Annotated in this window: 22 protein-coding genes; 18 read left to right on the top strand and 4 right to left on the bottom strand. The window is 42.6% G+C overall.

The features are described 5' to 3' along the window. Nucleotides 1-29: 29 nt before the first annotated feature. Nucleotides 30-566 (bottom strand): hypothetical protein, encoded by a 537-nt coding sequence (locus AC6JA8_RS09405; protein ID WP_497976832.1) that lies wholly within the window; start codon nt 564-566, stop codon nt 30-32. A 61-nt stretch (nt 567-627) separates the two neighbouring features. After that, nucleotides 628-888: a hypothetical protein gene (locus AC6JA8_RS09400; RefSeq protein ID WP_497976831.1), complete on the bottom strand. Its 261-nt coding sequence runs from the start codon at nt 886-888 to the stop codon at nt 628-630. Nucleotides 889-1,127: 239 nt separating this feature from the next. On the opposite strand from AC6JA8_RS09400, the gene AC6JA8_RS09395 reads away from it, so the two are divergent. The 10 genes from AC6JA8_RS09395 (at nt 1,128) to AC6JA8_RS09350 (ending at nt 9,746) form a co-directional block, all read left to right on the top strand. Continuing rightward, nucleotides 1,128-2,258, top strand: a complete 1,131-nt coding sequence (locus AC6JA8_RS09395) for an ABC transporter substrate-binding protein (protein WP_497976830.1) — start codon at nt 1,128-1,130, stop codon at nt 2,256-2,258. Nucleotides 2,259-2,260: 2 nt separating this feature from the next. Next, nucleotides 2,261-3,157, top strand: coding sequence for a branched-chain amino acid ABC transporter permease (locus tag AC6JA8_RS09390; protein WP_497976829.1), 897 nt, complete (start codon nt 2,261-2,263; stop codon nt 3,155-3,157). Between the two features lie 9 nt (nt 3,158-3,166). Next, nucleotides 3,167-4,042, top strand: a complete 876-nt coding sequence (locus AC6JA8_RS09385; RefSeq protein WP_497976828.1) for a branched-chain amino acid ABC transporter permease — start codon at nt 3,167-3,169, stop codon at nt 4,040-4,042. Continuing rightward, nucleotides 4,042-4,815 (top strand): ABC transporter ATP-binding protein, encoded by a 774-nt coding sequence (locus tag AC6JA8_RS09380; RefSeq protein WP_497976827.1) that lies wholly within the window; start codon nt 4,042-4,044, stop codon nt 4,813-4,815. Before AC6JA8_RS09385 ends, AC6JA8_RS09380 begins: the two co-directional genes overlap by 1 nt. Then, nucleotides 4,812-5,522, top strand: coding sequence for an ABC transporter ATP-binding protein (locus tag AC6JA8_RS09375; protein WP_102243567.1), 711 nt, complete (start codon nt 4,812-4,814; stop codon nt 5,520-5,522). The genes AC6JA8_RS09380 and AC6JA8_RS09375 overlap by 4 nt, the downstream gene beginning before the upstream one ends. Before the next feature lie 27 nt (nt 5,523-5,549). After that, nucleotides 5,550-5,759, top strand: coding sequence for a hypothetical protein (locus tag AC6JA8_RS09370; RefSeq protein ID WP_497976826.1), 210 nt, complete (start codon nt 5,550-5,552; stop codon nt 5,757-5,759). Between the two features lie 18 nt (nt 5,760-5,777). After that, the gene (gene lysS, locus AC6JA8_RS09365) at nt 5,778-7,367 is read left to right on the top strand and encodes a lysine--tRNA ligase (RefSeq protein WP_497976825.1); all 1,590 of its coding nucleotides are present in this window, start codon (nt 5,778-5,780) and stop codon (nt 7,365-7,367) included. A 150-nt stretch (nt 7,368-7,517) separates the two neighbouring features. Further along, entirely contained in the window at nt 7,518-8,060 is a 543-nt protein-coding gene (locus tag AC6JA8_RS09360; protein ID WP_497976824.1) for a hypothetical protein, read from the top strand. A 44-nt stretch (nt 8,061-8,104) separates the two neighbouring features. Beyond that, complete coding sequence (locus tag AC6JA8_RS09355) at nt 8,105-8,755, top strand: hypothetical protein (protein ID WP_102243563.1); 651 nt, start codon at nt 8,105-8,107, stop codon at nt 8,753-8,755. 100 nt (nt 8,756-8,855) lie between these two features. Beyond that, nucleotides 8,856-9,746, top strand: a complete 891-nt coding sequence (locus AC6JA8_RS09350; protein WP_497976823.1) for a C1 family peptidase — start codon at nt 8,856-8,858, stop codon at nt 9,744-9,746. On the opposite strand, the gene AC6JA8_RS09345 is transcribed toward AC6JA8_RS09350, so the two are convergent. Then, complete coding sequence (locus AC6JA8_RS09345; protein ID WP_497976822.1) at nt 9,747-10,676, bottom strand: polyprenyl synthetase family protein; 930 nt, start codon at nt 10,674-10,676, stop codon at nt 9,747-9,749. Nucleotides 10,677-10,886: 210 nt separating this feature from the next. Here AC6JA8_RS09345 and ubiE point away from each other — a divergent pair, with 210 nt between their 5' ends. The 8 genes from ubiE to AC6JA8_RS09305 all read left to right on the top strand — a co-directional run bounded on the left by ubiE (nt 10,887) and on the right by AC6JA8_RS09305 (nt 19,059). Beyond that, nucleotides 10,887-11,612, top strand: coding sequence for a bifunctional demethylmenaquinone methyltransferase/2-methoxy-6-polyprenyl-1,4-benzoquinol methylase UbiE (ubiE, locus tag AC6JA8_RS09340; protein WP_102243560.1), 726 nt, complete (start codon nt 10,887-10,889; stop codon nt 11,610-11,612). Next, nucleotides 11,612-12,868 (top strand): isochorismate synthase, encoded by a 1,257-nt coding sequence (locus AC6JA8_RS09335; RefSeq protein ID WP_497976821.1) that lies wholly within the window; start codon nt 11,612-11,614, stop codon nt 12,866-12,868. The genes ubiE and AC6JA8_RS09335 overlap by 1 nt, the downstream gene beginning before the upstream one ends. Before the next feature lie 12 nt (nt 12,869-12,880). Next, nucleotides 12,881-14,629: a 2-succinyl-5-enolpyruvyl-6-hydroxy-3-cyclohexene-1-carboxylic-acid synthase gene (gene menD, locus AC6JA8_RS09330; RefSeq protein WP_497976820.1), complete on the top strand. Its 1,749-nt coding sequence runs from the start codon at nt 12,881-12,883 to the stop codon at nt 14,627-14,629. Next, on the top strand, nt 14,626-15,507 hold the full coding sequence (locus AC6JA8_RS09325) for a 1,4-dihydroxy-2-naphthoate polyprenyltransferase (RefSeq protein ID WP_497976819.1): 882 nt from the start codon (nt 14,626-14,628) through the stop codon (nt 15,505-15,507). The genes menD and AC6JA8_RS09325 overlap by 4 nt, the downstream gene beginning before the upstream one ends. Beyond that, nucleotides 15,504-16,409, top strand: coding sequence for an enolase-like domain-containing protein (locus AC6JA8_RS09320; protein WP_497976818.1), 906 nt, complete (start codon nt 15,504-15,506; stop codon nt 16,407-16,409). Before AC6JA8_RS09325 ends, AC6JA8_RS09320 begins: the two co-directional genes overlap by 4 nt. A gap of 122 nt (nt 16,410-16,531) precedes the next feature. Continuing rightward, complete coding sequence (locus AC6JA8_RS09315; RefSeq protein ID WP_102243555.1) at nt 16,532-16,720, top strand: hypothetical protein; 189 nt, start codon at nt 16,532-16,534, stop codon at nt 16,718-16,720. A gap of 39 nt (nt 16,721-16,759) precedes the next feature. Continuing rightward, a complete protein-coding gene (locus tag AC6JA8_RS09310) occupies nt 16,760-17,971 on the top strand; it encodes a hypothetical protein (protein WP_497976817.1) in 1,212 nt (403 codons plus the stop codon). Between the two features lie 152 nt (nt 17,972-18,123). Further along, nucleotides 18,124-19,059 (top strand): trypsin-like serine peptidase, encoded by a 936-nt coding sequence (locus AC6JA8_RS09305; protein WP_497976816.1) that lies wholly within the window; start codon nt 18,124-18,126, stop codon nt 19,057-19,059. Nucleotides 19,060-19,084: 25 nt separating this feature from the next. Here the strand turns inward: AC6JA8_RS09305 and hemB are convergent, their stop codons facing one another. After that, complete coding sequence (gene hemB / locus AC6JA8_RS09300; RefSeq protein WP_497976815.1) at nt 19,085-20,068, bottom strand: porphobilinogen synthase; 984 nt, start codon at nt 20,066-20,068, stop codon at nt 19,085-19,087. Nucleotides 20,069-20,071 lie beyond the last annotated feature (3 nt).

Here is a 20,071-nt window from a genome sequence, read left to right as displayed (position 1 = left end):
GCCTTTTTTTTGCGAATTATTTTGGCAAATTACTTTGCGAATCTAACAACAAATCCACCGTAGTATTCAAAAATATCATTTAGGACTTCACCAGTTGGAAGCTCTACTGAGTTTTTAAATGTAGCGCGGACAAAAGCGCTATCGATGTTTTTATCAATTGTATAAGTTAAAACAACATCGTCTAAATTTAAGTTGATGTCAGATTTACCAAGAAGTTTTTCGTTTTTATCCGTCAGGAAAAACTTTGCCCAGATAACAGTATTGTTTGTCTGTCCCAGCTCTCCGTTTGGAAGAAGAACATAACTGTGAGTCACTTCAGAAGGAGTTGTCTTTACAAGAGCAAGACCCTTATCAGTTTCAGCACATTTGTATAGGTGGATTCTAAGAGAAAGTTCACGGTTGTTGTCGACCACTTTTTCAGATTCGATTGTCGCCGTGTAAGCGCGTCTGCCGACATCGCCTTTAATTTGGCAAACAGCATTTTTTCCATCGAAAGTTCTCTCGATAGTTGTGTTAGCAAAAGTATTAAATGAGAAAGCAAGAGCTAATAGAGTAAGAAATTTCATAATAGTGCCTCCAAAGTATGGTGGAGGCACTATAAGAAATTAATTTTGAAATGTTAAGGAATTAAGCAGCGATTTTAGTGCCGTAAGATGCACTCATGGCGAAGTTGTAGTAATCAGGAACTCTTCTTTCTAAAATATCCCAGATTATGCCCTCTTCAAGGCCGTCGACTCTAGCAGCTTGGATTAAGCTTCTGACTCTGTAGTCTAGCTCATTAAAATCCAGTTGAGACCTATAAACTGATTCACTTTCAACAATAATCTCCTCAATGACCTCGGAGTACTGTTTAATCAGGGTCTGTTTGAAATCCTCTTTATTCATCATTCGCTACCATCCTCGATTTCGTTAAAAGGCCTTCTCACCTTTTAAAACATAGACTGAGTATATTGCTGGTGGGCACCTCTCTTAATCTTTATCAAAAAACTCAGACATTTTAATGAGTTACGTTATCTAAATAATTGTCGTGTAAATTTCTTTACAACATGATCCTGTATGTTACCGTATTTATTGTTAAATAATTAATCGACAAAATGCATCTACTTCATTTTACAAAGGAGTGCTTAATGAAAATGAGATCGGGCCCACACAGATTGTTGGCAACATCAATGTTCCTACTGCTTACGACTTCTGCCTTTGCTGCTGACCTTAAAATCGGAGTTGTTTCACCTATGACTGGTGCAACTGCTACTTTCGGCCAGGAAAATGCAAATGGTATTAAACTAGCTTACGAAAAAATGAAAAAAATGGCGGGCGGAAAAAAATTCGACCTGATTATTGAAGACGACAAGTCTGAAGCTATCGAGTCGACAAACGCGACAAGAAAACTTCTTTCTGTTGATAAAGTTTCGGTAATGATCGGAGCTCCAACTTCTTCTCTTGCTCTAGCTTCTGCTCCTATTGTTCAGGAAGCAAAAATCCCATTCATCACTCCAACTGCAACAAATGCAAAAGTAACTCAAGTTGGTGACTATATCACGCGCGCTTGTTTCACTGATGATTTCCAAGGTGTAGTTATGGCGAAATTCGCTGTTGAAAACCTGAAGAAAACAAAAGGTCTAGTGCTAATTGAAAACACATCTGACTACTCTAAAGGTCTAGCGAAGTCTTTCACTGAAGCTTTCACAAAGCTTGGTGGAAAAATGGCCTCAACAGAAGAACTTACTTACGCTGCTAAAGACACTGACTTCCAGTCTCTTTTAAGAAAAGTAAAAAGAGCTAACCCAGACTTCGTATTCGTTCCAGGATACTACGTTGAAGTTGGTCTTCTGCTAAAACAAGCTCGCGCTCAGGGAATCAACGTTCCATTCCTTGGTGGTGACGGATGGGATTCTCCAAAACTTTTCGAAATCGCTGGTGAAGCAGTTAAAGGTTCATACATCTCTAACCACTTTGCTCCAGATGATAAATCTCCAGTGGTACAAAACTTCGTAAAAGATTACGAAAAAGCTTACGGTTCAAAACCAGGATCGTTCGCGGCCCTTGGATACGACTCTCTAGGAATTGTTGCTGATGCTATTAAAAGAGCAAAATCAACAAAGCCTGCTGATATCCGCGCTGCTCTTGTAGCAACAAAAGGATACCAGGGTATTACTGGGACAATCTCTTTTGATAAAGACAGAAACCCAACGAAGTCTGCTGTAGTTCTTGAAGCTACACCTTCAGGGTACGTCTTCCACTCAAGAGTGAACCCGTAATAATGAGTCAGAACACAATCTATTTTTTATGGGATTGTCTTCAATACTTAATCAATGGTATTGCCCAGGGCTCGCTCTATGCGATCGTGGCCCTGGGTTACACCATGGTGTATGGGATCATCCGTTTAGTTAACTTCGCCCACGGCGAGTTTCTTATGCTCGGGGCCTTCTGCGGTTACTTCGCTTTGAAGTTAAACCTGCCGATGCCTGTGGCGATTCTCGCTTCCATGCTTGGAGCAGGAATTGTCGCTCTGATTGTCGAGCGCATGGTGTATAGGCCCATTAGAAACGAAGGAAGAATCCCGGCGCTCATTACGGCCATTGGGACTTCACTTTTTTTCCAGTACACAGGCCAGTTAGTTTTTGGTGCTGATCCAAAAACAATCCCTCCAGTTTTTACTGAAGTGGTTTATAACTTTGGTGAAATCAGCGTCTCTAATATTCAGATTTTTATTTTTGCTCTGACTCTCTCAATCCTCGCTTTCCTCTGGTGGCTTACTCACTTCACAAAAATTGGAGTGGCCATGAGAGCGACGTCTTTTAACTTAAAGGCCGCTGAACTCATGGGGATTAACACCAACAAAATTATCGCATTCACTTTCTTTCTGGGAGCTACTCTTGCGGGTCTTGCCGGAATCCTCATGGGCTACACGATGTCTGTTGAGCCTATGATGGGAATGAGTTTAGGTCTTAAGGCCTTCGTTGCTGCCGTTGTCGGCGGGATCGGAGTGATCCCTGGTGCCGCTTTAGGTGGATACATTTTAGGTATCGCTGAAAACATGGTGGCCGGGTTATATAAATCGAGCTTCAGAGATGGGGTGTCGTTTTTTATTCTCATTATTATTCTTCTCATTAAGCCAGGAGGAATCCTTGGTAAAAACGTGAAGGAAAAGGTTTAGGGAAAACTAATGGATTATTACTTACAGATTCTCACCCTGGTAGGGATTTTCATTACGCTGACATTAAGCCTTAATTTAATCAACGGATACTGCGGCCAGTTTTCACTAGGGCATGCAGGTTTCTGGGGCGTAGGCGCTTATGCCAGCGCTGTCTATGGTGTTTATTTTGCACTTCCACTTCACCCTGCGATGAATATGGTTATCAGCATGGGGGTGGGTTTTTCTGCCGCTGCTCTTTGTGGGCTCTTAATCGGAGTGCCATGCCTGCGCTTAAAAGGCGACTACCTCGCTATTGCCACTATTGGGTTTAGTGAAATCCTGCGCATTATTATCATGAACACTGAAAGCATTGGTGGGCCTCGCGGTTTTACCAACATTCCTAAATGGACCAATGGAATTTGGGTTTGGGGTGTTGCCGTTATCGTCACCATCTTTATGTTGAACTTAAAAAAATCGGCCTTTGGCCGCGCTATTATTTCTATCCGCGAAGATGAAATTGCCGCTGAGACGATGGGGATTAACCTCTTTCGTTTTAAACTTTTCTCTTTCATCATCGGTGCCGGTATTGCCGGGATCGCCGGAAGTTTAGTGGCCCACGACCAACAATTCCTTCACCCAAATAACTTCAACTTTATGTGGAGTGTTTGTATTTTAGTTATGGTGATTTTAGGCGGCCAGGGATCTGTGACTGGCTCAATCGTTGGGGCCGTGATCCTGACTCTTCTGCCGGAAGTTTTAAAATTTATCGGCTCAGACATCTCGACATGGAGAATGTCGATTTACTCTGCGCTTATGATTATCCTGATGCTGACACGCCCTCAGGGGATTTTTGGGCCACACGAGTTTTCTTTTAAAAGAGGAAAACTAACTAAAGGAGCAGCTTAATGTCTCTTTTAGAAGTTAAAAATGTAACGATGAGATTCGGCGGATTAACGGCCGTTAAAGATGTCACTTTTTCTGTCGGGACCAATGACCTGGTTGCCGTCATCGGGCCTAACGGCGCGGGGAAAACAACACTCTTTAACACTATCACCGGAATCTACACTCCAACAGAAGGCTCAGTGACTTTTGATGGCCAACTGGTCAATGCAAAAAAAGCCTCGGCCATCACTGATTTAGGAATCGCCAGAACTTTTCAAAACATCAGGCTCTTTAACAACCTGACGGTAATCGACAATATTAAAATCGCCCGTCACACCAGAATCAACTACTCGTTCTTTGATGGGATTTTTAAAACTAAAAAGTACCGCGAAGAAGAAAAGAAAATTGAAGCTGACTCAATTGAGCTTCTAAAACTTTTTCATCTCGACGATAAAAAAGATTACCTGGCCAAAAATTTACCTTATGGGGCCCAGAGAAAACTGGAAATGGCCCGCGCACTGGCGACAAAACCAAAACTTCTTTTACTAGATGAACCCGCGGCCGGAATGAACCCGACAGAGACAAAAGAGCTCTCAAACCTCATCCGTTTTATCCGCGAGCAGTTTAAAATTTCTGTGATTCTTATTGAACACGATATGAATCTCGTCATGCAGATTGCTGAAAAAATCCACGTTCTCGACTACGGGAATCTTATTGCCAGTGGAATGCCGGCAGAAATTCAGAACAATAAAAAAGTTATCGAGGCCTACCTGGGTGCAGACCTGGAGGGTGTATGAGCATGTTAGAGTTAAAAAACATCAACACGTATTACGGCAACATCCACGCTGTAAAAAATATTTCTCTTTCTATTAATCAAGGCGAAATCGTCACGATTTTAGGAAGTAACGGTGCGGGAAAAACCACGACCCTGCACACGATTTCTGGACTCTTAAAACCTCAATCGGGCGAGATCATTTTTGACGGCCAAAAAATCGACCGCGTTCCTGCTCATCGCATCACGGCCCTAGGGCTTGCCCAGTCGCCGGAAGGCCGCCAGATTTTTGCCAATCTTTCCATCAAAGAAAATCTGGATATGGGCGCGTACTTGCGCAAAGACACAGCAGAGATCAAAAAAGATTTAGATTTTGTTTACAACCTCTTTCCTAAGCTTTTGGAGCGCAGAAACCAGCTGGCCCAAACTCTTTCCGGTGGAGAACAGCAAATGCTTGCGATTGCTCGTGCTTACATGAGTAAACCAAAGCTTCTTTTATTAGACGAGCCTTCACTCGGAATTGCGCCTATTCTTGTGGGAACTATTTTTAAGGCCATCACTGAGATTAATCAGCTGGGGATGACCATTTTGTTGGTTGAACAAAATGCCAATCTTGCGCTAAAAATATCTCACCGCGCTTATGTTCTTACCAATGGCGAAATCACTTTGCAGGGTGCTTCGAGTGAATTATTATCTAACCCTGAAATCAAGAAAGCCTACTTAGGAAGCTAAGGGCCGTTAATTTTTAGGATAAATCACATGACAACTATGTCTCTGGATGAAGCGGTAGCGCTTCTTAGAAAGGCCGTTAAGTGGTCTGAAGTTAAAAATCAAAAGCACATCGACCTCTCACTTTGTATCGCGGAAGAGCGTCCAACGTACCAGCGCGCTCTGGTTATCGTGAATACTGAAGTTGAAAAAGGAACTCTCACACAAGACGATCTAAAAGCTCGCCTTGGACTTGAATAACAAAAAGGACAATAGACTATGTCTCAAGCACTAAACGACGCTGTTCACTGGGCAGATCTTACGGCCGATAAACTTATCCGCCAGGAAGACAAAGAAACTTACACACTAGCATCGGGGATCACTCCTTCTGGTGTTGTTCACTTCGGGAACTTCCGCGAAGTAATGACAACTGAGCTTGTGGCCCGTGGATTAAAAAAGCGCGGAAAAAAAGTTCGCTTTATTTTCTCTTGGGATGACTACGATACTTTTAGAAAAGTTCCAGCAAACCTTCCAAAACAAGAGGAGCTGGCAAAATATTTATTCCAACCCATCGTTGATACTCCAGATCCATTCGGCGAGCACAAGTCATACGCTGCTCACCACGAAGCTTCGTTTGAAGCGCAGTTAAAGAAAATGGGAATTGAGCTAGAGCCGATTTACCAAGCGGACCAATACCGCTCTGGAAGATACAAAGACCAAATCAAACTTACACTTGCTAAAAAAGATGTCATCGCTGGCATCCTAAACAAGTGGAGATCAGAGCCGCTTCCAGAGTCATGGATGCCGGTTTCTGTATACTGTGAAAAATGTAACAGAGATAAAACGACAGCAACAAAATACGATGGTGTAAAAATGCTTTCGTACCGTTGTGATGCTGAAGACTGCAAGCACACTGGAGAAATTGACCTCGACACAACATCGAGAGCAAAACTTCCATGGCGTATGGACTGGCCGATGAGATGGTCAGTTGAAAAAGTTGACTTTGAGCCAGGTGGAAAAGACCACTCGTCTCAAGGGGGATCATTCACAACAGCTAAAGACATTGTTGCTGACGTTTACGGATGGAAAGCGCCAATGTACCTGCAATACGACTTCGTCTCTATTAAAGGGATGGGCGGAAAAATGTCATCCTCTAAAGGAAACCTGGTCACGGTTAATGACGTTCTTGACGTTTATGAGCCGGAGATGGTTCGTTGGATTTTTGCGTCTTATAAGACAAACATCGACTTCGGTCTATCGTTTGACCTAGACGTTATCAAAAACTACGAAGACTTCGATAGAATGGAGAGAATGGCCTACGATCTTGAACCAGGTAATGAAAAAAAGGTCGCGATGGCAAAGAGAGTTTATGAACTTTCTCAAATTGGTGAGCGCCCGGCGACGATGCCGTTCCAGCCAGCATTCCGTCACCTTTGTAACGTTCTTCAGATCAACGACCTTGACGTCAAACGCGCACGTGGTTTCTACAACAACGAAATCAAAAACGAACGCGATGAAAGACGCTTCCAGGAGCGCGCTGTCCGCGCTGCTTATTGGATCGAAAACTCTGCACCAGACGAATTTAAATTCTCACTGAACAAAGAACCAGTGAAGATGGATTTAACTGCTAAAGAAACAGCGTTTTTAAACGATCTAAACGGCTATTTAAAAGCAGAGTTTAACAACATCAGTGAAGATAAAGCTCTTCACGAAAAAATGTATGAAATGATCCATGCGCACGAATTAGAGCCAATGGCCGTCTTCACACTTCTTTATAAAAAACTGATCTCGCTCGAGAAAGGTCCAAAGCTTGCGGGCTTCATCAGAACGATTGGTCTTGAGAGAGTCTCAAGATTGCTGGTGCCATAAGGAAACTGATTCCCTAAAAGCGTGAAAAAAATACTTACAAAGGGCCGGGAAACCGGCCCTTTTGCATATTTTGTGCTGACTCAGTTTGTAAAATCCCAAATACTCAGATAAATCCCCCTGTAGGAATCTTACTTTAGAGGAGTAAATAAGATGAAAGGGACACTAAAAACATTAGTGCTGACAGCACTATCACTTTTTTCAGCAGCAGCAAGTGCAGACTACTGTACAACTGTTATTCGCGAATATTCTGGAAGCTACACTTATGAGTACGACACTTTCACAAGATCGTCATACTCTACAAATGCAGCTTGTGACGATGCTATGTATGATTGTTCAGTTAGACTCTCTGACTATCAATCAAGAGGCTACTATCGTTATGCTCAATGTGCGGTGAAATCTACATCGACATCATACCCGAGCACACCGAGCTATCCATCGTATCCGTCATACCCAAGCTATCCTTCTTATCCATCGTATCCAAGCTATCCATCATACCCAACGTACCCAAATCCACCGCGCGATCCTCACTACCCACGTGAGCCACACTATCCGCGCGACCCGAGAGAGCCAAGTTACCCTCGTGACCCACACTATCCACGTGACCCGAGAGAGCCAAGCTACCCTCGCGACCCACGTGAACCAAGCCGTCCAGTGGACCCAAAACCACCAAGACCGCCACGTTTCCCAAGATAATTTTTTAAGTAGAACGACAACATAACAACAAACAGGAGAAAAAAATGAAAGCACTACTAGGATTATTTCTTCTTTCACTAGCAAGCCTAAGCTTTGCAGGTGAAACTTGTACTTTCGTCATCAAAGACCGCTATGGGTATGAATTCGAGACACACACTCGTTATTCTTCATACTCTAAAGACGCTGCTTGTAGCGACGCTAACTGGGCCTGTAGCAATGCCCTTTCAAATGGAAGAGCTCAAGGCAGATACTACGATGCAAACTGTGAAATGAAATACGACGGGCCAGTTAACCCACGTCCTCCATTTCCACCAACATCTGTGATCATGTGTACAACTGACCTGGTAGACTGGTACGGAAACACTGTTAGAAGTTTTTCTGGTTCAGGAAACAGTGAATGGGAAGCTTGCAGACAGTCAGAACAATTCTGTCAGTATGAACTTCAAAGAGGTGATGCTAACGGACGCCGTTGTGTAACAAGAGGAATTGGCGGAGGAAATCCATACCCACGTCCTCCACGTGAAACAACTGAAACTTGTTCAGCTAACAGATACGACCCAGCTGGATTTTTTATCCAGTCATACAATGCTTCTCACACAGGTCCAATTGGATCTGACGTTAGAGGTGAAGCTTGTAGAAAGGCGCTGAACTACTGTTCACGCGACATCAAAGGTCGCCAGACTTGTAGACTATAAAAACAAAGCACTTATAGCACGAACGAGGCCCGGGAAACCGGGCCTTTTTTTATTGTCCGACTCTTTTAATCCTTCCTCTAAACAAACCGATAAGATCCCTATGAGAACGCTTCTCTTTAGCCTTCTATTCACTTTAAAGGCCCTGGCCTCTGACTGCACTGATGTGACGGTGGAGACGAAGTACATGCCTAAAAACAACAACCAGGGCAATCTCAACTGGTGTTTTGCGTGGACAGCTGCGGATCTGCTTTCAACTTTTGAAGAGACTCCCCTTTCTGCTTATGATGTGGCCTTGCAGTATCACAATCACCCGGCCATTCGCGATGAAGAGATCAAAAAATACACTGACGTCGGTGGAAACGACGGAGCAGCTCTGATTGTTTCACTTCAAGGAAAAGGGCTGTGCCTCGAATCACAGACCAATTACACCGGTGGTGACTGGGAAAAACTAAGTGCGATGGTGGAAGAATTATCTGATCCTGATAAAACATTAGTGCAGACCATTTGTGAACACGGGCTTCGCGATCAACAACCTTTTAAAGATCTTTCCAATAAGGTCATTAAAATTTTAAACAAACTCTCTGGCGATAAAAAAATGGCGGCACTTCTGGATGTCACTTGTGGTGAACGCCACCAGTTTAAAAATAAATACGGCGTGGGAACAAGAGCGATTGAAAACTTCTCTCAAACACAGATGATGGATAAACTGGATCAACTCCTAACTCAGAAATCTCCAGCGGCCGTGGCCTACGATGTGGATCTTATCATGAGTCCGGCCGATTACCAGGGAACTGAAGCAAACCACTCTTCAACTATTATTGGCCGAAGAAAAAATCCAAATAACGGTCAATGTGAGTATTTAATCAAAAACAGCTGGGGCGACCGATGCCCAAGGCGCGCGACGGTGGAATGCACTAGTGGAAACTATTGGGTTCCAAGAGACACATTAAAAAACAATATGTACGAGATTAATTGGCTACAAAAAAGATAATTAGTGCTGTCTTAGGGCCATGAAAGAAATGATTAATTCAAGACCATTGATTCTTTCTTTTAAGTCATTCGCATTATTTTTATACTCTGCTTTTTCTTTAAGAATCACTTCAAGCTTATCAAGAATATTTTTGGCCTCTGCCAGGTGGGCATGAGCTTCGTGAGAGATTTTTTCAACGTATGGATTAAAAGCTACGCCATCAACGACGTCTTTTAAGTTTTCTCCCGCTTTGAAACGAGCGAATAGTTCCGGGTTATTTTCAAGTAACTCATAAACAACGGCGTTTACAATGCCATTTTTTAAATCCAGCTCCTGATCTTTGAGTGAATCTCCTGAGTAATCAAGAGTGTCGTCAATCAATTGGAAAGCAAGACCTAAACGTCTTCCAAATTCGCGGCAAAGTTCAACTGTTTCTTTAGAAGCACCACTTAAAACGGCCGGGGCCACTGAGCAGTAACTCATAACTGATGATGTTTTTTTCTCAGCGACTTCGCGGATCACTTCGCGGGTGTAGTTGCGCTCATCGATTAAATCAAGCTGCAACCATTCACCTTCAGAGAGATCTTTAATCACCAGAGACATTTCGCGAACAAGCTCCAGGTTCCCAGCATTCGTCAGGTCAACAATGACCGAAGAAAGGAGATAATCCCCAGCTAAAACAGCTTTTTTATTGCTCGCAAGAATATTTATTGAAGGGCTTCCTCTTCTCATTGTCGCATTATCAATAACGTCGTCATGAGAAAGTGATGCGGCGTGAACTAGTTCAGTGGCCCTTGCATAAGGGGTAACTGTCTTAAAATCCACTCTAAATAAATGGGCCATAAGGAAAGTTAAAAGCGGACGAAGTCTCTTTCCGCCTCTGAGAACGGTTTGAGATAGAACGGCGTCAATCGCCCCGTGAGCGTTCACTGAGCGAATCTGCAAATCCATGTTTTTTGAACCCTCAAGGGCTTCCTTCGGGAGCGCCTCGAGAAAATCGTTAATCATTCTAACCTACAACTAACCTTTTAGCTCCCCAGGGAAATGGAGAGGTCATACCGTGTGGGCGACAGCCTAACAAATGTCTAAATTAAAGTAAATCCTAAACTTGCTATGTGCATGAAGTTTAAGGTAAAAAGGACACCTAAATAAGGGGAGAGAATGAACACAAAAACGAATCCGGAACTTGGTGCGAGAAAGAAAGAGTCTTACAAAATTTTTGATGAAATTGCCGGGACCTACGACCTCTTAAACCACACCCTATCGATGGGAATTGATATTTACTGGCGCAAAAAGATGCTTAAGCATCTGCCAAAAAAAGATTCCATCAATGCTCTGGACCTGGCAACAGGAACGGGAGATGTCCCCTTAACTTTAGTGGCCGACCCAAGAGTTAAAAAAATCACAGGTATCGATCTTTCAAAAGGAATGGTCGACATCGGAATTGAGAAAGTTAAAAAGAAAGGCCTGGATAAAAAAATCTTCCTGATGCTTGGAGATGGAGTGAACATCCCTTCAGGTGACGCTGCTTTTGATTTAACAACCATCTCTTTTGGGATCAGAAACTTTTCTGACCCACAAAAATCCCTTCATGACATTCACCGCGTACTAAAAAAAGACGGACGCGTGATGATTATGGAATTTTCAATCCCAACAAACTTCATCGTAAGAAACGTTTACTTCTTCTACTTCAGACACCTGCTTCCGTTTATCGGAAACATCGTTTCTAAACATAAAGACGCTTACACTTACCTCAACAAAAGTGTTGAAGACTTTCCTTACGGAGAAGAATTCTTAAAACTTATGAGAAACGCTGGATTCCAGGATCTGAAAATGATCCCACTGACGTTTGGAATCGCGACTCTTTACATCGGTGATAAGAAGTAATGAGTGCTCATAGTTTCTTAGACAAGGAACTAACAAATATCGATCTGGGAGTGAGTCAGAAAAAAACTCTGTTTTCATTCCCGGAGTTTCCGCTTATCGACCTGCTGCCTTTTGCCGCCACAGAAGAGATTTTTTTCTACGAATCTAAAGAAGAAGACTTCACTTTTCTTGGGTTGGGAAAATCTAAACTTTTCCCCCCTTCAGAGATTGACCATTTTATTGCCACCCACCCCAAAGAACACCTGGTGTATCAGGGGCTTTTTGAAGAAGGACTGGATGCTTTGGTTTATTTGCCGGAGTGGTGCTTTGTAAAAACGAAAGGTATTGTCACTCTTACGGTCTACAATTCTCTAGAGTACCAATCCCCTAGTCCAAGCAACATTATTTTCAACCACAACGTCTGGGAGTCTTTTGTCGGTCCCTGGACTTCGTATGAAGAAAAACCAGAGAGTGATGAATGGTCGCAGATGATCTCAGCGGCAGATCGTCTCTTTTTTAAAAAAACGCTCGATAAGATCGTGCTCTCAAGAAAAAAGATTTTTTCTTACGATGAACCGATTGAAATGCTGGTGATGTTTAAAGAGCTTTATGAGGCCAACAAACAAAGCTCGCACTTTTCTATCTTCCACCAGTTTCATTACCACAAAGCTTTTATCTCTTTTACGCCCGAGAGACTTTTTACTCTCAAAGGAAAAAACCTCGAGACCATTTCTCTTGCCGGCAGTATTGCCAGAGGAAAAGATGAAGCTCACGATAAAATTCTCGAAGAAGAACTGCGCTCCTCTGATAAACTGATCCGCGAACATGGAATTGTGACAGAAGAAATCTCCAGAAGGCTCTCTCCCCTGTTGTGGAATCTGGATATCTCTGATCTCTTTACGATGAAGCTGCCCTACATTCAACACCGTCAAGCGACGATTAAGGGCGTTTTAAAAGATGACACCAGTCCTATTCGAATCATCTCACTTCTACACCCGACTCCTGCAGTCGGCGGGCTTCCCTACAAAGAGGCCCAGGATAAGATTTTAGAAATTGAAAAAGACCCAAGATACTACTACGCCGCTCCTGTCGGCGTGCTTTCACAAGAGTTTTCAGAAATTGCCGTGGGCATTCGTTCTGCCTTGATTGAAGAAAAAACCATTACTGTCTACGGCGGCGCTGGAATTGTTCAGGGCTCAGTGGCCGAAGAAGAATGGATTGAAACAGGAGTGAAGATGCAGCCTTTTATCAAGGTCATCAACAAGAGTGTCATTTAGGAAAGAACATTTATGGAAAAACTACTTTCACAAAACATCAACCGCGTCTGGGCAAGCTTAATTATCGATGAGTTTTTAAAAAACAACATCACCCAGTTCTACCTGTCACCAGGAATGAGAAACGCTCCACTGATCGCTGCAATGACTCACCTTCAAGGTTTCAACAAAGACCTCTCGATCATCCTTTGCATGGATGAAAGAGCGGCGGCCTTCCGCGCTTTAGGATACTCTAAAGCAACAGGAAAACCTTCTGTCCTGGTTTGTACATCGGGAACTGCCATGGCCAACTATATGCCTGCGGTGGTTGAAGCTAAAAAATCAAACCTACCACTGATTGTTTTATCTGCAGACCGTCCGATTGAGCTGACTTTCTGTGATGACAACCAAACAATTGATCAGACAAAATTCTACGGCGATTACGTCCAGGGTGAAATGAACTTCGGGGCCCCTTCTGCGGAAATTAGCCCGCTGGCCATGACTTCGAGTCTATCAAACCTGATTAATAAATCTCTTTACCCACAAAAAGGGCCGGTGCATTTTAACTGTGCTTTTAGGGACCCGCTTGAAGATACACAGACAAATATTCCTGCGGAATACATTAAACTTGCCAACATTCAAATCAACCGCGAAGGACCATCAACTCGCTATGTGAATCTGGAAACGGTTCCGGATAAAAATGCCATTGCTGAAATCGCAGGCATCCTGAAAAAATCAAAAACAGGATTGCTGGTTATCGGAAGTCTTGCTCCTCACGAGTCGACAGAAACAGTCAAAGAGTTTGTTAAAACACTTAACTGGCCGACCTACTTTGATGTTTCAAGCTCACTTAAATACGCATTCAACTTAACTGATGATGCCCTTCCGACTTTTGATCACCCCGAAGTGCAAAGTGAATTGATTAAAAATCCACCTGAGACTGTGTTTCATATCGGTGGACGCTTGACTTCAAAACACTATTACTCTTTCCTAAAGCAAGTTCCTCAGATCAACCTGGTCACTCTGAACTTAAATTTGGAAAAAGAAGACCCTTCTCACCATACAAAAATCAGAATCAATGCTCATATCAATTCGACACTTACTTCAATTATGAGTTTCTTTGAAGGTGCAACACTTCCAAAGAAAGAATTGAACCTGAACTTTGAGTCTCTTTCAAAAAATAAAATTAAATTAATCGATGAAGGCCCGCTTGCTTACCCGAGCATCTCAAAAACAATCATCGATCACATGCCGGACAACTCAACACTCTATATTGGAAACTCGACAGTGGTGCGCACTTTTGATGCTTACTTCTCGTATGAGAACAGAAAAAATATCAAAGTCGCCACAAACCGCGGAGTCAGCGGGATTGAAGGTTTTATGGCCTCTGCTGCCGGCTTTATCGATGGAACTCAAAAAGAAGTTTACCTGGTAGTGGGTGATGTCGCTTTCATTCACGATTTAAACTCACTCTATTTCCTAAAAGACTTAAAGACGCCGATGAAAATCATCCTGGTCAATAACGATGGTGGAGGAATCTTCACTCTGCTTCCCATTCACCGTGAAAAATCAGTCCTGGATTACATCACAAGTCCACACGGGCAAAATTTTAAAAAGACGGCCGAGAGCTTTGGCATCGACTATGTCGGTGTTTCAAACCGCGAAGACTTCCTGTCGGCCTTTAAAGACATGCAAAAGAAAACAACACACACGATGATGGAAATCTTCATCGATCACAACACTAACAAATCGGTCTATGACCAATTGAGAACTATCAAACTATGAAAAATTGGATGCTGGCGATTCGCCCGAAAACTCTCTTTGCTTCCCTTGCACCAGTTGTGCTGGGTCTTGCTGTTGCCTATGTTGAAATTAAGTCTATCAACGTGCTGATTGCCGTTTTAACAGCATTGTGTGCACTGACTCTACAGATTGCTTCAAATCTTGCTAACGATTACCTGGACGCTTTAAGAGGCGTAGATAACGACACTCGCCTGGGGCCAACTCGTGTGACGAGCTCTGGACTAATCAGCTTAACCAAAATGAAAAACGCTCTGATTTTAACATTGGGTATTGCTTTTCTTCTGGGAATCTACCTGATGTATGTCGGAGGCCCGGTCATTATGGTCATTGCCCTTCTTTCCCTTTATTTTGCTTACGGGTATACCGGTGGACCATTCCCACTTTCTTATAATGGTCTTGGTGAAGTGGCAGCTTTTATTTTCTTTGGTGTGATTGCCGTCAGTGGGACGACTTACTTGCAGACTCATGAGATCTCAAAACTTGCTCTCATCTCAGGAATGGGCCCAGGTTTTATCTCTGCCTGCATCTTGGCAGTAAATAACCTGCGCGACATCATCTCTGACCGCGAGACAAATAAGCGTACACTCGCTGTTCGCTTTGGAGAAAAATTCCAGCGCGCTCTTTGCATGAGCACTATCTTACTTTCAACGCTGGTTTGCCTCTACCTCATGGTGGCCTACCATTTAAAATGGATTTTCCCGGTTTTATTTCTGCCGCTCTTTTTCCACAAGACGTGGCTGCAGATTCTTTATCACCCAATTGATTCAAAACTAAATATGGCCCTGGCAAGAACAGCTCAATACAATCTGCTTTATTGCCTCCTGGCCGCAATTGGAATGGTTGTAAGCTTTAACCTATGATGGATGTAAAACTTTCTTTTGAGACACTTTCCTACACCAAACCGGTTCCGGTGAGAGGCAAAGTGATCTCAAAAAACAGGTTTTTAAAAGTCACTCTTTTAGAAAGAGATTACTTTATCTCTGTCCTTCCAGGATTTCATGAAAGTTCACTGGAAGAACTCTCTTTAAAAATAAAAAGATTCTTCACAAGCTATAGTCTTAACTTTTCGGCGATTGATTTCGACAAAAAGTTTTTTAACTTAGTGGGTTCAGATACTTTTTTAGACTCACTAAAAGCAGAAGCGCTTTTTAATATTGAAGCGATTCTTCTGGGAATGATCCGCACCACTCACCCACAGTTATTTTCTCATGAAGAAATTTTGATCAACGATCTTTACCGCCCAGGTGATGAACTGGAAAAGTTCAAAAACTCTCAGTGTGTAAAAATTAAAATTGATCACAATTTGCTGGCAACAAGAAATCTTTTGATTGAGCTTCATCAAACAAATCCTGAATTAAAATTCAGACTTGATGGCAACCGCCAGTTTGAGCTCAATGAGATGATTGAATTTTACCAGATTCTCAAGACTCATATTCCAGAGAGAGCTTTTTACAATATCGATTATATTGAAGAGCCTTTTAAGAATTTCTACGACACCCTCGTTTTTGAAAAACGTGCGGAAATCCCAGTGGCCATCGATGAGTCCTTTGAACAATTGGCAGCTAGACCGGAATTGCCGTGGCCCGCGGTCATTAAACCTTCACTTTTTGGGATTAGTTTTGTTAGTTTTTGGTTAAGAAATCATCCCGAAAACCGCGCCGTCATCAGTTCGAGCTTCGAACACCCAACTATAATGGAAGGTCTTTATTTCCTGGCCCGCAAGCGTTCAATGGAATTTCACGGACTTTCTCATTTCCTTTAAAAAATACATTGGAAAAATTCGCTAAAATCATTTTAGACAAATCTTATAAATGTCGACTAGGCAACTATTCTTAGCTTCACCCGTATTAAAAACGGGAGTAAAATAATCAAAAGGAGGATGATATGAAGAAATCTGTCATCACAATGGGCCTAATTCTTACACTTGCTTCAGTACTGGTGTCATGTTCACACCAAACCACGGAAGGGTCTCCAAAACGTTACGTAGCTTCAGACTCTTGCCCGGTTAAAGGTGAGTACCATGCATATTTTGACGAAGTCGAAAGATGTATAGAAAAAGAAAGCAATAGATGATATAGATCCCCCCATCTAATTTATTGATCCGGGGGGATTATGAAAAAGCTTCTTTTCACGCTTATCCTAGCGCCATGTTGTCTAATGCCACTCAAGGCACATTCATTCGACGCTTCCGTACGCGGCTTTATCGCTCTGGATGCATTAAACTTCGAGAAAGTTGCAGGTTCTAGAGGAGCTTCAGTTATTGGTATTGGAGTTCTGGATCTAAAAATCTTCGCCGAACAAGACGATATGTCTGCTGCTATCAAGCTAGACCTTGATGGAAAACTCGACAAAGAAAATAACATCTTTGAAGAAGCCTACGCGACTTACAAAGGGATTCCAAACGTAAGACTATCGCTTGGTAAAGGTGTTGTTCGCTTCCAAAACCTTCACTGGGGTGCAGTTGAAAACTCATACCAGGATGGCGGAACAGTTATTCAATCAGACAACAACTACAGAAAAGTAAGCCGTAAAGCTTTCCTTGCTGCTTCTTATGGTGGACGCTCTCTGGGCTTCATCAACCAATTCACTCTTTGGGGTGATAGCACTGAGCTTTATTCAAACCAAGACAACAAACTTCAGTACGTTTCTTCAACTGCTTCAGGTGGAAAGAAGACAATCACTGGATACAGAACAGAAGAAGTCACAGCTTTCAACACAAGCAAACAGCTGGGTCTTGCTAACAAGCTTGAACTTTTTGCCACTGACTCTCTTAAATTAACGTTCGGTCAGTTCTACTACAAAAATAAATACCACAACAAAGCAAACTACGCGGTAGACGTTGGTGCAAACTACGAAAGCAGCGTTATGGAAATCTGGGTTGATGCTCTATACGGATTCTCTTCAAAACTTCCATACGAATCTTATTCAACAAAAGCTAAAAATGAGTACTTCCTTCAAGTGGGAATGGAATACTACCTTAACGAAAAATGGTCTCTTGTTGAAAACGTTGAAGGCCTTTACGTAAAAGATCTTCAGCACACATATGCTGACTTTACAGAAGTTGATGGAACTTTCACAAACAACTACACTCCAACAACTGCTCAAAAAAATAAGAGTAACGTGACTAACAAGATCAAGACTTACAAGATTGAATCTGCCATCAAGTACAAGATCACAAAATCTGCTCAAATCACATTTGGTGGTTTATACGAGAAGAAAATTGTTGAGAGTAACGGTGTTAAAGGACTGAAGTTCGTTCAAGACGTAAGAAACGCTAACAGAGACGCTTATAAACTAGCGACAAGCATTTCTTTCTGGTTCTAATCACTGCCTAAGTATCGAAAATACCTAACAAAAGGCCCGCCTCCAAGCGGGCCTTTTTTATTGGGAAACTTTTACAACCTCCATTGCCTCTCTCTATCTCGGGACGTATCTATGTGCTGGGGACATTCTGCTACTAGCCTTGGGGGGCCTTTATGGGGAGATCTTTTTTAAGATCACTAGGGATAACATCTCTGGTACTGACTATTTCATCACCACTACTTGCTTTTGACGAAGCTTCACTTCCAGGAACTGACCTGATCTACGGCAATGATGACCGCGTAGAAATCGATCAGTACTCTGATGCTTCATACATCCAAAAAGCTCAGTCAATCGCTCTTCGCGTGCCAAAGAGAAGATTAACTGAAGATAGAAACAATCCAAAAAGGATTCTCTTCCCAAACATTCCCTTAAAAAGCTCTATGCCGCAAATTTGTGGAGATGAGCGCTTCTCTGAACAAGTTTCACTTGGAAACTGCTCAGGATTTTTAGTCGGTCCAAAAACACTAGTGACGGCCGGCCACTGTATGCTTAACGAAAAAGAATGTGCTGATAATAAGTGGGTCTTTGGATTTAAAGACAACACAACAGAGTTACAATCATCTCAAGTTTACTCTTGTAAAAAAATCAACACGCAAAGATACGTTTATAATGAAAAAGAAGTAAGCGACTACGCGGTGATTGAATTAGACCGCAACGTTGAAGGTTATGTTCCACTTAAGACGAGAAAATTCGGACGTGTTTTATTAAACACTCCCCTAGTCGTTATCGGTCACCCGATGGGTCTTCCAATGAAAGCGACAGATGGTGCAGTGGTAAGCCGCATGAATGACATTGAAAGAGAAACAAAAATCAGGTCATTTTTCCTTCGTTCACACTACTTCACAGCGAACCTGGACTCATATGGTGGAAACTCAGGATCACCGGTTTTTAATAAGAGAAATGGAAAAGTTGAAGGGATCTTAGTTCAAGGGGCGGAAGACTTCGTTTATAATCCGCAGAAAGAATGTTTAGAGTCGAGACGTTTAACCAACTCTCACCTAAACACTTACGAAAAAGTCATGAGAATTAACAAAGTACCAGGTCTATAAAAAAAGGGGAGCTAGCTCCCCTTTTTTATTTGTTCAATAATCTAGCTGCATCTTTAGCAAAATAAGTCAGGATCATATCACTTCCCGCTCTCTTAAATGACCAAAGCATTTCAAGGATCGCCTTTTCTTCATCCATCATTCCCTGAGCGGCCGCGGCCTTAATCATCGCATACTCTCCACTTACGTTGTAAGCAGCAATCGGCAGAGTCGTGTTGTCTCTTAGCGTTTTAATCACGTCTAAGTATGGCAGTCCCGGTTTTACCATCAGGATGTCTGCGCCTTCTGATTCGTCCAGGTAAGCTTCGCGAAGCGCTTCTCTGACGTTAGCGTAGTCCATTTGATAAGTTTTTTTATCGCCTTTTTTTGGAGCTGATCCCAGGGCATCTCTAAATGGCCCGTAAAAAGCTGAAGCGTATTTAGCTGCATACGACATGATTGTGACATTGATATGATTTTCTTCATCCAAAGCGTCTCTGATATAACCAATGCGTCCATCCATCATGTCTGAAGGTCCAACAATGTCGGCCCCAGAGTTGGCCTGAACAATGGCCATCTTTGCCAGAACTTCAAGTGTCTGGTCGTTTAGGATCTCACCTGTTTTCGGGTCTACTAAACCATCGTGCCCATCGCTTGAATAAGGATCAAGAGCAACGTCAGTCATAACCATTAAATCAGGAAGAGCGTTTTTAACTTCCTTGATCGCGCGCTGATAAATGCCGTTTGGATTGTAGGCTTCACTTGCCTTTGCATCTTTTAATTTATCTTCGATCGCTGGAAATAAAGACACACAAGGAATACCCAGTGAATAAAGTTCACGGCATTCTTTAACCAGCTCATCCACTGACAAGCGGTGAACTCCCGGCATCGTTTTAATTTCTTCGCGAAGGTTTGAGCCTTCTTTCACAAAAAGCGGTGCGATTAAATCCGCAGGCCCTAAGTGAGTTTCACGCACCAGTCTTCTGATGGCATCGGTTTTTCTGTTTCTTCTTGGACGGCTGATATTTAACATAAA

It is taken from the genome of Bacteriovorax sp. HI3 (assembly GCF_059738875.1).
The sequence above is the reverse complement of the archived record's forward strand: the minus strand, read 5'-3'. Positions and strand labels throughout refer to the sequence as shown.

Coding starts and splice junctions, on each gene's coding strand:
- AC6JA8_RS09345 (WP_497976822.1), bottom strand. CDS start 10,676: ATGGATTTGCAGATTCGCTCAGTGAACGCTCACGGGGCGATTGACGCC.
- AC6JA8_RS09405 (WP_497976832.1), bottom strand. CDS start 566: ATGAAATTTCTTACTCTATTAGCTCTTGCTTTCTCATTTAATACTTTT.
- AC6JA8_RS09310 (WP_497976817.1), top strand. CDS start 16,760: ATGAAAAAGCTTCTTTTCACGCTTATCCTAGCGCCATGTTGTCTAATG.
- AC6JA8_RS09370 (WP_497976826.1), top strand. CDS start 5,550: ATGACAACTATGTCTCTGGATGAAGCGGTAGCGCTTCTTAGAAAGGCC.
- AC6JA8_RS09355 (WP_102243563.1), top strand. CDS start 8,105: ATGAAAGCACTACTAGGATTATTTCTTCTTTCACTAGCAAGCCTAAGC.
- AC6JA8_RS09360 (WP_497976824.1), top strand. CDS start 7,518: ATGAAAGGGACACTAAAAACATTAGTGCTGACAGCACTATCACTTTTT.
- hemB (WP_497976815.1), bottom strand. CDS start 20,068: ATGTTAAATATCAGCCGTCCAAGAAGAAACAGAAAAACCGATGCCATC.
- AC6JA8_RS09320 (WP_497976818.1), top strand. CDS start 15,504: ATGATGGATGTAAAACTTTCTTTTGAGACACTTTCCTACACCAAACCG.
- lysS (WP_497976825.1), top strand. CDS start 5,778: ATGTCTCAAGCACTAAACGACGCTGTTCACTGGGCAGATCTTACGGCC.
- menD (WP_497976820.1), top strand. CDS start 12,881: ATGGAAAAACTACTTTCACAAAACATCAACCGCGTCTGGGCAAGCTTA.
- AC6JA8_RS09375 (WP_102243567.1), top strand. CDS start 4,812: ATGAGCATGTTAGAGTTAAAAAACATCAACACGTATTACGGCAACATC.
- AC6JA8_RS09400 (WP_497976831.1), bottom strand. CDS start 888: ATGATGAATAAAGAGGATTTCAAACAGACCCTGATTAAACAGTACTCC.
- AC6JA8_RS09305 (WP_497976816.1), top strand. CDS start 18,124: ATGGGGAGATCTTTTTTAAGATCACTAGGGATAACATCTCTGGTACTG.
- AC6JA8_RS09395 (WP_497976830.1), top strand. CDS start 1,128: ATGAAAATGAGATCGGGCCCACACAGATTGTTGGCAACATCAATGTTC.
- AC6JA8_RS09325 (WP_497976819.1), top strand. CDS start 14,626: ATGAAAAATTGGATGCTGGCGATTCGCCCGAAAACTCTCTTTGCTTCC.
- AC6JA8_RS09350 (WP_497976823.1), top strand. CDS start 8,856: ATGAGAACGCTTCTCTTTAGCCTTCTATTCACTTTAAAGGCCCTGGCC.
- AC6JA8_RS09390 (WP_497976829.1), top strand. CDS start 2,261: ATGAGTCAGAACACAATCTATTTTTTATGGGATTGTCTTCAATACTTA.
- AC6JA8_RS09380 (WP_497976827.1), top strand. CDS start 4,042: ATGTCTCTTTTAGAAGTTAAAAATGTAACGATGAGATTCGGCGGATTA.
- AC6JA8_RS09385 (WP_497976828.1), top strand. CDS start 3,167: ATGGATTATTACTTACAGATTCTCACCCTGGTAGGGATTTTCATTACG.
- AC6JA8_RS09315 (WP_102243555.1), top strand. CDS start 16,532: ATGAAGAAATCTGTCATCACAATGGGCCTAATTCTTACACTTGCTTCA.
- AC6JA8_RS09335 (WP_497976821.1), top strand. CDS start 11,612: ATGAGTGCTCATAGTTTCTTAGACAAGGAACTAACAAATATCGATCTG.
- ubiE (WP_102243560.1), top strand. CDS start 10,887: ATGAACACAAAAACGAATCCGGAACTTGGTGCGAGAAAGAAAGAGTCT.